Annotated in this window: 13 protein-coding genes; 7 read left to right on the top strand and 6 right to left on the bottom strand. The window is 45.1% G+C overall.

Annotated features, from left to right (window positions below; translation table 11 throughout):
• Positions 1-320: 320 nt before the first annotated feature.
• Entirely contained in the window at positions 321-755 is a 435-nt protein-coding gene (locus tag L5M51_RS17115) for a hypothetical protein (protein WP_263146344.1), read from the top strand.
• Positions 756-1323: 568 nt separating this feature from the next.
• The gene (locus L5M51_RS17110) at positions 1324-1452 is read left to right on the top strand and encodes a hypothetical protein (RefSeq protein ID WP_263146341.1); all 129 of its coding nucleotides are present in this window, start codon (positions 1324-1326) and stop codon (positions 1450-1452) included.
• 102 nt (positions 1453-1554) lie between these two features.
• Here L5M51_RS17110 and L5M51_RS17105 read toward each other — a convergent pair whose 3' ends face one another.
• The gene (locus L5M51_RS17105) at positions 1555-2472 is read right to left on the bottom strand and encodes a class I SAM-dependent methyltransferase (RefSeq protein WP_263173851.1); all 918 of its coding nucleotides are present in this window, start codon (positions 2470-2472) and stop codon (positions 1555-1557) included.
• Positions 2473-2478: 6 nt separating this feature from the next.
• On the bottom strand, positions 2479-3588 hold the full coding sequence (locus L5M51_RS17100; RefSeq protein ID WP_028760979.1) for an AI-2E family transporter: 1110 nt from the start codon (positions 3586-3588) through the stop codon (positions 2479-2481).
• Positions 3589-3686: 98 nt separating this feature from the next.
• Here L5M51_RS17100 and folX point away from each other — a divergent pair, with 98 nt between their 5' ends.
• The 3 genes from folX to gltS all read left to right on the top strand — a co-directional run bounded on the left by folX (position 3687) and on the right by gltS (position 6798).
• Complete coding sequence (folX, locus tag L5M51_RS17095) at positions 3687-4049, top strand: dihydroneopterin triphosphate 2'-epimerase (RefSeq protein WP_006082167.1); 363 nt, start codon at positions 3687-3689, stop codon at positions 4047-4049.
• 87 nt (positions 4050-4136) lie between these two features.
• Positions 4137-5030, top strand: a complete 894-nt coding sequence (locus tag L5M51_RS17090) for a TIGR01777 family oxidoreductase (RefSeq protein WP_219251488.1) — start codon at positions 4137-4139, stop codon at positions 5028-5030.
• Positions 5031-5574: 544 nt separating this feature from the next.
• Positions 5575-6798, top strand: a complete 1224-nt coding sequence (gene gltS / locus L5M51_RS17085; RefSeq protein WP_168824169.1) for a sodium/glutamate symporter — start codon at positions 5575-5577, stop codon at positions 6796-6798.
• 75 nt (positions 6799-6873) lie between these two features.
• Here gltS and lepB read toward each other — a convergent pair whose 3' ends face one another.
• From lepB to L5M51_RS17070, 3 genes are all read right to left on the bottom strand, one after another.
• A complete protein-coding gene (gene lepB / locus L5M51_RS17080) occupies positions 6874-7536 on the bottom strand; it encodes a signal peptidase I (protein ID WP_113940751.1) in 663 nt (220 codons plus the stop codon).
• A gap of 266 nt (positions 7537-7802) precedes the next feature.
• The gene (locus L5M51_RS17075; protein ID WP_263146335.1) at positions 7803-10313 is read right to left on the bottom strand and encodes an ABC transporter permease; all 2511 of its coding nucleotides are present in this window, start codon (positions 10311-10313) and stop codon (positions 7803-7805) included.
• Positions 10314-10315: 2 nt separating this feature from the next.
• A complete protein-coding gene (locus tag L5M51_RS17070; protein ID WP_028760984.1) occupies positions 10316-11044 on the bottom strand; it encodes an ABC transporter ATP-binding protein in 729 nt (242 codons plus the stop codon).
• Between the two features lie 52 nt (positions 11045-11096).
• Between L5M51_RS17070 and L5M51_RS17065 the strand changes: the two genes are divergently transcribed.
• On the top strand, positions 11097-11696 hold the full coding sequence (locus L5M51_RS17065; protein ID WP_168824178.1) for an arylesterase: 600 nt from the start codon (positions 11097-11099) through the stop codon (positions 11694-11696).
• A gap of 145 nt (positions 11697-11841) precedes the next feature.
• Positions 11842-12909 (top strand): DUF3083 family protein, encoded by a 1068-nt coding sequence (locus L5M51_RS17060; RefSeq protein ID WP_028760986.1) that lies wholly within the window; start codon positions 11842-11844, stop codon positions 12907-12909.
• An 88-nt stretch (positions 12910-12997) separates the two neighbouring features.
• On the opposite strand, the gene sohB is transcribed toward L5M51_RS17060, so the two are convergent.
• Entirely contained in the window at positions 12998-14014 is a 1017-nt protein-coding gene (gene sohB, locus L5M51_RS17055) for a protease SohB (RefSeq protein WP_105252126.1), read from the bottom strand.
• Positions 14015-14123: the final 109 nt, after the last annotated feature.

Here is a 14123-nt window from a genome sequence, read left to right as displayed (position 1 = left end):
AATTATGCAGTGTGAATAAGCTCGGCAAATTGCGAAAAATATCCACAAGTAGAAGTGGAACATAATGGAAAGCAGAAAAGCGTCACTTTTTAACCAGCAAATAAAGCAAGACAATATCAGTGACTTACAAAGTATCACTGAAGTCTTCAACATAGTTTTCCACAGTTTCTGTGGATAACCTTTTTATATGGCTCCTAACTATATGCCACACACATGAGGTTTGAGTCAATGCTTTTCACAATAGACTGCGAATCACGACAAGACTTGTACATTACAGCTAAAATCGCGATACTCGGAACAAATTCCAATAACTAAAACTTATGCGAACTCTATTATTTTTCTCCCTCCTGTTCCTCTTCGGTTGTGGCGATCCCTCAACGCAAGAGCAGCGCCAGTTATCACCGGAAGAAGTGAGCTTAGGCTTTTTTCAAGCGATTTATGTTGATCGTAATGTTGAACAAGCCAAGCAATACGTCGACGATCCCATTAAACAAGTGCTCACCCATTACCACATTGCCGCAGCCGTACAGCGTAATATGCTAGGCCTATCTATGACCAATGTTGAAATGGAAATTGATGATATCGATATCGACTTCTTCCGCAAATTTACCAAAGACGTCATTGTTGTGGTCAAAATGAAAGGTCTTAAAGGTGGTCAACCATGGATTGATGACAGGACCATACGCCTACACAAAATTGGTAGCCAATGGATTATCGTCGAACTTCTGCCTGAAAAGCGCAAAGTTAACGGTTAACCCCCTTTCTTGCCTGCTTTCACCGCGCATACCTTGTCATACAATCATTCTGCTTACTTTCAACCAAAAAAATAGCAACCCTAAGGTTGCTATTTTTTGTGCTTGTTCTGTTATTTCCGACTCATAAGTACCGTCAGTTTAATCGTTATCGATTAAGCTTGGATCACTTCTTCTTCGCTTTCAACAGGTAAAGACGTTAGTACATCGTCTTTCACTTGATAATAAGCATTTTCGTATTCATGAACTTCCATAACAACTCCTGCTTGATTGGGTAAGGTCGCAGAGGCTTGCCATTCTATGCTGACATTTTGCCTATGAGGAAAGGGATACATTCCGTGGGCGGGAGTATAACAAAGCAAAAGTTATAATTACAGAAAACTTTCAGTTTTGTACCACAAAGCATGGCATTTAAGGCTGATTGTCATTTAAATAGCTCAAAATCAGTGATTAAACATGAAAGACTTTCACTTTCTACGAGGATATTGAGGCCATGCTGACGCCATTTCATCATTCGCTTTATACACAAAAGCGATTAACAGAAATCGCTTACATAAAATGAATCTAGGGAATGCCATTAGATGTTCAGGGCAGGCTTTATGGTGAAATTTCTACCCTCAAACACTTAGACCAACATCAAGTCAGTAAAGTGATTGAAACCTATGGGCGATCGCAGCTATCTGAGCGATTAAGCTACTGAAGAATAAGTGCTGTGTAATAAGCGACAGTGTAGAAAGCTAAACACTCAACCTAAGCCGACAAAAAAGGCCAGTTAATACTGGCCAGTTAAGTTAAATCAGGCCTAGGCTTGAGTCGATAAGCGGTAGCGAAGCACCTTAAGTGACTTCTCTTCCGACACATCCATAAAGGCTAGCGGATTGGCTAAGCGCTCTATGTATTCGAGTGCAGGTGCAGCTTCCGCTACCTGTTGACGCAGGAAAACGGTATCGAGTTCAGGTGCATTTAGACACAGTAATACTTCGCCATTCTCGGCAAGCAACTCAGGTAAACGCCTAATTAAACGCACATAATCCTTAGTCGCGACAAAACTGCCCTTCTGATTGCTCGGTGGATCGGCAACAACAATGTCGTAGGGACCGAGCTTTTTCAGTTTGCCCCAAGATTTAAAAATATCATGGCCTAAAAAACGGGCTCCCGCGCTAAAGCCATTCAGCAAATGGTTCTGCTTACCTATGCCTAATGCGCCTTTGCTCATGTCCATATTCACAACTTCATCGGCGCCCCCTTGTAATGCCGCGACCGAGAAACCACAGGTATAAGCGAACAAATTAAGCACCTTTTTATAACGGGCGTTTGCTCTAACCCACTCACGACCATTAGCCATATCGAGGAAGAGTCCGTGGTTTTGTCCGCGCATTAGGTGCACCTGAAACCGTGCACCATTTTCGCTAACGATATGCGGCTCAGGCACTTCACCTTGCAATAATTGGGTAAACGTCTCCCCCGCACTACGGTATTGGTAGACTAAATTCAATTGGCTATCTGGCCTAATAGCTTGCCAGCGCGCTGCAATCGCCTGTTTGCAGAGGGTTAAATCCGTATCCTCCAAGGGAGTAAAGCTGGTCAGCAATAGTACGGGTGCAAACCAATCTAAACATAGGTGCTCACAACCCACGTAATGCCCACCGCGGCCGTGGAATAACCGCACCGCATCATCACCTAACTCAATTGTCGCTAGCGCTTGTATAAAACTTTGCATCTTCTACTACTTACTCTCAGTTGCACTTGTATTGGCTTCATCGCCATTGGGAATTGAATTTTCCGTGTTACTGGCCAAGAACTTATCTTCGATATCGTCCGATAATAAAATGGCTAACCAATTACCACTCTTACTCGATTCGAGGGCAATTTTAACCACCATAGTCAATGGCACTGACAGCAACATGCCCACAGAACCTAATAACCAGCCCCAGAAAATTAATGATAAAAATACCACTAAGGTCGATAACCCCAGGCCGCGCCCCATAAATTTAGGCTCAATGATATTGCCCATCACCATGTTGGCACCCACGTACAAAAGTGCAGTCCCCCCCGCAGCCGCAGGGCCAAGCTGAATAAAGGCCAACAACACCGCTGGAATGGCGGCAATGATAGAACCAATATTGGGAATGTAATTAAACAGGAAAGCAATCACCGCCCATAACATGGCGTAATCCACGCCGATGAAGGTCAACCCCACACCAACAATGATCCCAGTAGCCAAACTCACTAAAGTCTTGATCACCATGTACTGATTCACAGATTGTAAAAAACGGTCAATCTGCTTTAAGCGCATATCAGGATCGTCCAATGCCAGATGCAATTTCTTTGGCAGCGACTGAGCTTCAAACAGCATAAAGACGATAGTGAGGATGATCAGAAATAAATTCGCCATCACATTGCCGACACCCGATAGCATATTCGTGGTCATAGACAAGGCCATACCTGGGTCAAAATAGGCTAATACCTGATCCTTCGAAATCTGAATATTTAATGCCTGTAATTTATGGATAATCCACGAAAACTGCTCCACCAGCTGATCGCGATATTGGGGCAATTGTTTAGAAAACTCATTGACAGAACTGCCGACGACTGAGGCTAACCATAGGCCCATCAACACAATAAAACCCATCAAGAGAATTACTGCCAGCCATTTAGGCACACGGAACTTTGTCATCAAACCGATTGCAGGATTACAAATCACCGCAAGAAAACTGGACAGCACAAACGGCACCACAATCGGGCTCGCCGCCTTAATCCCTGCCAAAATAATCACTACAAAGGCCATAACCGCAAAGCCACGATAAGCAGCAGAGGGCGCATTAGGTCGAGTCATTTATTAAAAATCCTTCTTGATCTTAGATAAAATTGTTAGGCTAACCCTTGAAACCACTTAACCTCAGAAACTTTAGCTTAAGATAGCCATTTGTCATTATGAAACCAGAAACCGCGATTATACGCATTAAAAACTTAAGACTTCGTACTTTTATTGGCATTAAAGAAGATGAAATCCAAAATCGCCAAGACGTGATCATTAATGTCGTGATCCATTATTGTGCCGAACGTGCCCGCAACAGTGACAATGTCGAGGATGCGCTCAATTACCGCACAATCACCAAAAAGATCATTGAACTGATTGAGAATAACCGTTTCTCATTACTCGAAAATCTCACCAGCCAAACGCTGGCCATCGCCAGTGAGCATCCTTGGGTTGAATTTGCCAGTGTCGAAATCGACAAGCCCCATGCACTACGCTTTGCCGATTCAGTCTCGATGGAGTTATGTTATCAAAAATAATCTGGCTAAAAATACTCCGACTAAGTGATCGTTGCACACCGCATTTTGGTATATATCCGCAGAGCTTAACCAATTAAGAGAGGTTCCATGAATATACTGATCACCGGCGCAAGCGGCTTTATTGGTCGCCAATTAGTCGAACGACTGGCGCCATATCATCAACTGACGTTATTAACTCGCTCAGTGCAACAAACACAAAAAGTGCTCGGTAGTCAGCACCATTACCTCGAGAGTCTCGATGCGCTAAGCGACTTAAATCACATTGATGCCATTGTAAATCTTGCGGGTGAACCCATAGTCGCTAAACGTTGGAGTAAAAACCAGAAGCAGCGCATTTGTGATAGTCGCTGGAATATTACGGCAAGATTAACTCAGTTAATACAACAGAGTAGCACTCCTCCTCAGATCATGGTGAGTGGTTCGGCAGTAGGTTATTACGGGCGGCACGATGATAAATTACTCGATGAGTCTAGTGGCGCCCATGTTGAGTTTAGCCATGACATCTGTCGAAAATGGGAACAAGAGGCGCTAAATGCAACCTCAGAGCACACACGCGTCTGTATTATCCGTATTGGTATCGTGCTAGGCAAAGGTGGTGCCTTAGAGAAAATGTTACCGCCATTTAAACTCGGACTCGGTGGCCCAATTGGCCATGGACGCCAAGGTATGAGCTGGATCCATGTGCAGGATCTCATTTCCCTTATTGATTTTTTACTCACTCAACAACACTGTAAAGGCATATTTAATGCCACTGCACCCAATCCAGTGAGTAACGCTGTGTTTACCAAAGCGCTCGGAAAAGCACTTAATCGCCCAGCGTTAATCACGACCCCACCGCTTGCATTACGCTTAGCGATGGGCGAAATGTCGGAGCTGCTGACGGAAGGGCAATTTGTTTACCCCAAACGTGCCCTCGAAGCGGGTTTTCAGTTTCAATTCAGTGATCTTGATAACGCCTTAACAAACGTGTTAGCCAAATAGGCTAGCACGCTAGAGCCTAAACTCAGCTTAAATATGCTGATAAAATCAGTCGCTAATGCAGGCGGATCTTAGTACTCAAATCCGCTCAACAGCCAGGTATATTGTAACGTCAATCTTGCCATTATTTTAGCAACACTAGAAAAACAAGAATGTAACATCATGATTTATATTATGATTTATATTATGATTTAGCGACAATCCGTCCATTTTCTGCTAAACTCGCCTTCATTCGGTCATAGGAGGCACGCATTAATCGCCTCAGCCTTGACCACAGATAGACTCAGCAACACCTCATAAATAGACAGTTATTTATGCTCAGGAACAGGCTATTTAATCTGCTGTTCTTGGTCTGTAGACCATAAAACGATACACACTCGCGCCTACTCGTCCTTTAAATTTTTTATCGGATTGACACTGATCTGTCCTCGACATCAAGCGCTTAACATCCAGCATTAGCAGGTACTTAATAACAAGATGGGTTACTTCTCATTGGACATTGTGCCCAATGAAACGCCCGCACTAAGACAGTTTGTAAGGAATTTTCATGCACATGACCTATATGATTGGCGAGCTAGAATCATTTTTAATTGCCATTTTCGTGCTGTTTATCGGCCACTCTATCAATCGCCATGTACGTGTTTTCAGGCAATATAATATCCCCGAACCCATAGTGGGTGGCCTTGTTGTCGCCGCGGGAGTCACATTTCTTCACTTTCAAAATATCAGTCTCGACTTCAGCCTATCACTGCAAAATACCTTAATGCTGATGTTTTTTAGCACAATCGGCCTCTCGGCAAACTACAAACTATTGCTCAGCGGTGGTAAAAAAGTCTTCATCTTTTTAGGTGTGGCCTCAGTGTATATTGTGATTCAAAATGCCGTCGGCGTCAGTTTAGCCAGTCTATTGGGGCTCGATCCCATCATGGGACTTATCGCAGGATCAATTACCCTGTCGGGCGGGCATGGTACCGGCGTCGCTTGGTCACAAACCTTTGCTGAGCGCTACGGTATCAACACCTTAGAGTTTGCTATGGCTGCGGCAACCTTTGGTTTGATCATGGGTGGGATCATCGGTGGCCCCGTCGCGCAGCGATTAATCGGTAAGCATAATCTTGTTTCTCGCTATGGGGTTGGCCGCAAGCATCACAGTGAACATCCACATTTAGTCACTTATGATCACTTAGAAGAAGACCAAGTCACCGCCAAAACCATATTAGAAACTCTGTTTGTGCTGTTGTTGTGTGTTGCAGGATCAAAATGGCTCACGCTGTGGATCAGCCAATCGGGTATTGCATGGCTAAAGATGCCCGACTTTGTATATGCTCTTTTTCTTGGCGTGCTCATCGCTAATCTCACAGAACTCACCCGCGGTTACAAACCCCATACCGAAAGCATCGATGTGATAGGGACTGTCGCGCTGTCTCTCTTCCTCTCAATGGCCTTAATGACTTTAAAGTTATGGGAAATTTTTGATTTAGCGATCCCGCTACTGGTGATATTACTGGTACAAACCGCAGTGTTGGCCATTTTTGCCTATTTCGTGACGTTCAAAGTCATGGGCAGTAATTACGATGCTGCGGTGATCACCGGTGGCCACTGCGGCTTTGGTATGGGGGCAACCCCAACAGCGGTAATGAATATGGGCGCGCTAGTCTCACGCACAGGACCATCACCCCAAGCCTTTATGGTAGTACCTATCGTCGGTGCCTTCTTCATCGACATAGTTAACTTAATTGTCTTACAGGGCTATCTGAGCTTTATGAAGTAGTTGTTTATAACTCAATCACTTAAAAAATAGGGCGCCGACTTTGGCGCCCTATTTCATGGTTCAAAATAGTTAAGACTAGAATTCACGCATTAAGCGTTCAGGCCGAGGCAGGTAATAATCATCATAATCAAGGGAGAAAACGACTGAACTTGAACGGCCAACAATCTCATCACGGGGCACGAAGCCAATAACCCGAGAGTCAGCGCTGTTATCACGATTATCACCCAGGGCTAAATAATGCGCATCTGGCACTGTGACAGGTCCAAAATTGGCAAGCCTTGAGGGTACAGGGTTAAGGCGAATACTGTGGACCATACCAAGTAAATTTTCCTGCATTTCTGTCACATCAGCGGGAGCATAAGCACTCAATGCTTGGGATGTGTAGCTGAGCAGTTCGCCGTTTAAATACAAGCGATTATCCTGCATCATCACAGTATCGCCTGGCACAGCTATTACCCGCTTAATCAGCTTTTTATCGGCCTTTTTCGAGTCAAATACCACGATATCGCCGCGAACAGGATCTGCCAGTTTAACTAATGCGATATGCGTAAATGGCACCCTAAGATCATAAGCCATCTTATTAACAAGAATGCGATCCCCCTCGACGATAGTCGGCAGCATAGAACCCGATGGCACAGTATTCCAATCTGCCACAGCGCTCCTGAACACTAACATTAAGCTGATAAACAGAAAAAAGGAGCGATTATCCTTAAGCAGTTTTGTTATTCCTTTGAACATAATATTCCCTCTATGGCATATATAAGCTAGTCGCTGTTCTCAGTTAGATAGACCCATTGCGTTGCACTAAGTTCTGTTGCTACCTGCTTAAGCACAGATCAATTTGTAAGCCGATGTAAAAAGCATATTCAATTCAAGTGCAGCAGAATCAACCCCATAACAAAAAAGCACTGAGCTTATGTCGCATCAGTGCTTTTAATGTTAGCTCAGCTTGTTGTCTTAATAAGCTTTATGTTTTAGCCCATCAACAGAGTTCACAAACCGCCCTAGCTTCCAGCCTTTAATAGCTCAGAGCAAGATTGGCTGAGCAATTGTCGACAACGCCAAACCCCTAGTAAGGCGACGATTAAGGCTCCAGAAACAGGGGCAATACCCCACCAAGGCCAGTGCATGTATACATTAAGTTCAAATACTTGCGTCTTAAGTAGATATAACGCAAATTCGGCCACAATTACGGCTAACACACCCGCAATACCGCCAAGTAAGGCGAACTCTAAACCCGTTGCACTGCGCAATAACCATCCTGAAGCACCAAAGGTACGTAACACCGCCAGTTCACGTTGCCGAGTTGCCATGCCAGCCTCAGTCTGTGCAATCAAGACTAAGGCACTGGCTAATAACACTAAGGCCAGCACTAAAGACAACGACAGCGACACTTGCTCAATTATCTGCCGCAACTGCCCCACCATAGCGCCAACATCTATGATAGATATCGTCGGAAATTGCTGAATAAGCGCAAGGATCACTGCATCCTTAGGCGTACCATCGGCACTCAGCGCTTGGCCGTTTGTTGCGGGGTCATTTGTTGACTGGTCATTTAAATAAAAACTCGCCATCGAAGTATAAGCAAAAGGCGCGAGCGCTTCTTGAGTGAAAATCATAAAGAAGTTCGGTTGCAGCGTTTCCCAGTGTACGGCACGAATACTGGCAACTTTAACTGTGAGCTCTTGATTATCAATCACGTAAGTCAGCTTATCGCCAATACCAATACCTAGACGCTCCGCCACGCCGGACTCCACCGATACTTCATCAGCGGCTTGATTAAAATGCCCCTCTAACAGTTCGTTGTTAGCAGGCAGTGTATTGCGCCACGTTAGGTTTAACTCGCGCGAAATGCCCACTCTTCCCTTTTCACCCGCTTCGGACTGTTCATTCGAAATCAGCGGTTCACCGTTAATTTGGGTTAACCGGCCACGGATCACCGGATAAATGTCCGTCGCCACTATTCCCTTAGCCGTCATGAAATCATTCAAGGGCTTTGCATCATCAGGCGCAATATTGACAAGGAAATAATTAGGCGCATTTTCGGGCAACTGTTTTTGCCATTCGTTAAGTAAATCTTGTCTTAGCGCTAAAATCGTCAATAACAGTACCAGTGCGGCGCTAAAACCAACCAATTGCACCGCATTTTGCCGCGCACGACGCCTTAGCCCCGCCAGCGCTAATTGCAAAGGATTGGTAGTCTTCATACCAACACTGTGTCCTGCTCGTATCATCACAAATCCAAGCAGACTTAATAGCATAGCCAGCAATAGCACAGCCGCGACCACAGTCAGAGTCAAAGTCCAACTTTGGGAATACAAATAGCCCAGTAGCGCCATAGCCCCTAGACTCAGTAGCAAATGCAGCCACATACCAAGCTGTAAGCCTTCTAACTGACGCTGCAACACCCGCAGTGGCGGAATAGCCAGTAAACGCATCAATGGATAAGCCGAAAACATAAAGGCGCTGATGAGCCCAGTGCTGATACCGAGTAATAATGGCCGTGTGAGTGGCGGTGAATAGGCCGCAATTTCGGGTGGCAAGAGATAACTGATCCCAAAATCGAGTAACCCTCCCCCAATAAGGCCTAGACCAATTCCCAGTAGCGTTACCAACAATAAATGAGTACCAAACAACAGGCGAATTTGCTTTGCCGAGGCGCCAAAGGTTTTCAGCATGGCCACCACATCGTAATGACGCTGACAATAACGCTGGGCGGCAATACCTATCGCCGCGCAGGCCAATGCAATGCCCATCAAACTTGCCAGCAGTAAGAAGCGCTCCGCTCGCTTAACGGCTCCCGCAATAGGTGAGTCACCGGATTGCACATCGACCCAGCGCTGGGTGCTATTCAAAAGTGGTTTAACACTTTGTTCAAAGGCCGTAAGCGAGGCTTCATCGCCAGCAAATTGATACAGATAAGTCACGCGGCTGCCTGGTTGAATAACACCTGTTTTGGCGACATCTTCCATGCGCATCAATACCACAGGCGATGAAGCAAAAGGATTAAAACCTGCGTCGGGTAAGCGGCTGATCTCATTGCTGAGCACAAATTCGCTGTTACCTAGTTCGATGGATTTGGGATAACCCAAAAGTCCGCCTAAGCGAGTCTCAAACCAAATTTGATCCGCTTGAGGTAACGCCTTGGTTTTACCGCTGGTGAGTTCAATATCGCCCTTAAGCGGGTAACCCGACTCTACGGCGCGTACTGTGACTAACTGAAACTTATCTCCCGAATAGACCATGGAATTAAATTGCATGTTAGTCACATGCTTAAGCCCAAGCGCTTCGGCTTTGGATAAAATCGCCGCATCAATTTTAACCGGCGAATCGATAATACGGTCAGCAGCAATAAACTGTGACGCTTGACCACTAATTGCCACTTGCAGACGTTCACTCACCCGCGCTAAGCCACTCACAGACAAAACCGCGAGTGTAATAGCGAGGATAATCAATAACAATTGTCCTTGCTGTAACTCGCGTTTAAACAGGCGCCATGCCAGACTTAACTCCATTATTAAGCCTCCTTAACATCAGCTAGCAGTTCTGTTTGAGTGATATCTTCCTGTAAATGGCCGTTATCCATCACCAGTTGACGCTCACACCGCTTGGCCAGCAGCAGATCATGGGTAACAAGGACTAAGGTTGTATGGCTTTCTTGATTAAGCTCAAACAACATATCGGCAATCTTATGGCCGTTGACGCTGTCTAAATTGCCAGTTGGTTCATCGGCAAACAAAACTGTAGGCTCACAGATAAAAGCGCGGGCAATCGCCACCCTTTGCTGTTCACCACCCGAAAGCTGTTTGGGTAAATGGGTCAAGCGATGGGATAAACCAACACGCACCAACATGGCCTGCGCTTTTTCCTTGGCATTACTCACGCCCGCAAGCTCGGCGGGTAACATGACGTTCTCGAGCGCAGTTAAGGTATCAACTAACATAAAGGATTGAAAAATAAAGCTGACCTTCTGTTTACGCAGTGCCGCTTTTTGCTCTTCATTCAGTGGTGATAATGCCACACCATCGAGCCAAATCTCCCCCGACGTAGGCGTATCAAGCGCCGCAAGCAATCCCAATAAGGTGGATTTGCCCGAACCTGATGGGCCGAGAATGGCCACACTCTCACCTTGCTTGACATCTAAGTTAATGCCCTTGAGGATAGTGAGCGTTCCTTCCTGAGTAATCACTGATTTTTCGAGGTTAACAACATTAATGGCACTGTTTTTTAAGATGACGTTAGACATAGGATCCTTCTTATATAAATCGTTCTGGTATCAATCGCTAAGATTAAAATCAATGGCGAAGACCCTAGGGGCATTCATCCTACTGAGTGTACTCATGGTCACGCCCGCTCACGCGGCAAAGATATTGATCCTCGGCGATAGCTTAGGCGCTAGCTACGGCATGGCAGAACAGTCAGGCTGGGTAGCACTACTGCAAAAAAATCTGCCCGAACATCAGTTTACCAATGGCTCAATGAGCGGCGAAACCACAGCGGGCGGCCTACGCCGATTACCCGCCTTGCTCGATTCTGTTGCTCCCGACCTTGTGGTCGTTGAACTGGGAGGTAATGATGGTTTACGTGGATTCCCCCCAACGCAACTCGAAAATAATCTAATCCAAATCATTACCCTAGCCAAAGATAGCGGCGCAAAAGTGCTGCTGACCGAGATCATGGTACCGCCTAACTATGGCCCTCGCTATACCCAAAAGTTCACCCAAGTGTATCAAGACATATCTAAAACCCAAGATATAGTGTTGATCCCCTTCTTTATGCAGGATATCGCGCCCCATCCAGAATTAATGCAAAGGGATGGCATTCATCCCAACGAAAAGGCGCAAGCTCAGATTGCGGCTTGGATGCAACCATGGATAGAAAATGCGTTAACCCAATAAAATAGCTGCTATTTTAAGCTAACGAACCGCTTACTTAGCTAAACTCATGTTCAACGGATAAAAACGTGTTCTAACGCAAGATTCACCCTATAGATAAACAGTAAAATTCGTGTTAGCAAATGGTTAACTCAAACAAGGAGTCAATATGTCCCTTAGCCATCAGCAAAAAGTGTACATACCCAAGGAAGCCCGTACAAATCAATACATCACAGCCGAAATCAAGGTGACGGATGAACTACTCAATCAATATCCCGATTATCAAAGCTGTTATCAAACGTTAAGCCGTTTGATATTTAATTTGGCAGAACAACACGATCTCCGTAATGTTCACGTGATCACTAACGATAAACTGCCAGTAGTGCGTTACCATACCGAAGCATATTGCTTCCAAACCACTGAACAAATTCTATTTTTTTATAACCCAGCCTACCACGAAGCCCAAAACTTATTCTCGCAAGAAAACTATCGCGCCCGTAAACTGCGCATTGTGTTTCTCGCCACAGGTGACGATATTCGCAGTAATTCCGCCAGTTTCCATATCAAGGTGCGTGAGTTACTCACTGAATTAATGCCCTTAATGCCAATAAGCGATCTTAAGGTTAAGGTCCGCGACCATCAGCATTTATCCTATGATCTGTTCGCAAAAGCTAAGGGCTATAAAGAAACCTATGGTTATAAACTGCGCGCCATCGGCCCAAGATATAAAGCCAGAAAATGTGAGTTACCAGAAAACGTTAGCTCTCTTACCTATGTGACGGTGAGCTTGCCGCTGAGTCGCAAACTCAAACAGGGTTTATTACCTGACTCAGCCACTGACTTTACGCCTTTATATCAGCATCTTGAAGACTGCTTCCTCAAAGCGGCAGCTAATAGACAACTGACACGCCTTGCTATGATAGCGAACGGCTTAACACCACTTGTGCGTAACAGTAAGTTTGAAAAGCTTGACAGCAAAGCCGAAGTACAAATGATAGGGTTCGATCCTAATGCGACTGAACAACAAGTTATCCGTCGTTGGGATGCCGATAACTTAGTCGAAGCCGCGCACTTTACCATAGTGGCAGGTACTAAGGACTGTGACGATTCGGGTTTCGGTCGCTTTATGAACAATGTTGAAACGGCTCTGAAGGCCTTCGCAGCCGACATAGGTGTCGATCCGGAGCGTGAAGATCTCATCGTACGTTTCCATCAACATATCAGCTATCAAATCTAACCCACTTCGGTATTAGCCGCGAAAACTCAGCAAATAAAAAACGCCTGCAAATGCAGGCGTTTTTACTTTTATTCACCAATAAACAGAATTACATAGGACGATTTTTTTCTATGAGGCGATTAAAAATAGCGTTCACAGACAAAGAGGCACCGTGGGCAATTTTATCGGCAAGTTTCTTTCTCACCTGATAACGTATCTTGTACACAGTACGCTCTGTGGCGAGTGACATTATCACATCATCGCTGGTCGAAATCGCATCAACTAAACCTAATTCAATAGCTTGCTGACCGTACCAATGCTCGCCAGTAGCGACTTTCACTAAATCCAACTCAGGGCGATACTTACCAACAAACGCTTTAAATAAGACGTGGGTTTCTTCGAGTTCTTCTTGAAACTTCTGTCTTCCCTCATCGGAGTTTTCACCAAATACTGTCAAGGTGCGCTTAAAATTACCGGCCGTGTGTTGCTCATAATCAATTTCATGCTTTTTCAGCAGGCGATTAAAGTTAGGCAGTTGAGCAACAACACCAATAGAACCGACAATGGCAAAAGGTGCAGCATAAATTTTATTCGCTACACAGGCCATCATATAGCCACCACTGGCGGCGACTTTATCAACACAGACAGTCAATGGAATATCAGCTTGGCGTAAGCGATCTAACTGGCTGGAGGCTAAACCATAACCATGCACCATACCACCGCCACTCTCTACATTGACAACCACTTCATCGCCTTTTTCTGCGATAGCGATAATTGCACTGATTTCTTCACGCAGTGATGCGACCTCAGCGGCATCGATACTGCCCTTAAAATCAATCACGAACACTTTGCCCGTGCAGGCTTCATCTGCGGCCTTGTCTTTTGCCTTTTCGTCAGCTTTTAATTGCTTTTCATAGGCTTTGAATTGTTTCTTTGACAGAAGTTCTTCTTTTAAGCCATGCTTAAGTTCTTCTAACTCTTCAGACAAGTTAGTGATCCTCAGCTCGCCCTTATCTGACTTGTGTTTTACAGTGGAAGCCAACACCACAATAATAACGGCAACGATTGCGACCACTATTGTGACGGCTTTCGCCAAAAACATTCCATACTCGTATAAAAATTCCAAAGTGTTCTCCGTTAGGGCGTTACATCATTCAGTCAATTGCGCGCTATTCTAACAGCCTAAAGGCCCATAAAAAAACCCAGCAAAGGCTGGGTTTTTCCGATTAAGGCAA

The organism is Shewanella sp. SM73 (assembly GCF_025653795.1).
Lineage (GTDB): Bacteria > Pseudomonadota > Gammaproteobacteria > Enterobacterales > Shewanellaceae > Shewanella > Shewanella oncorhynchi.
This window is presented reverse-complemented; position numbering and strand designations above follow the sequence as displayed.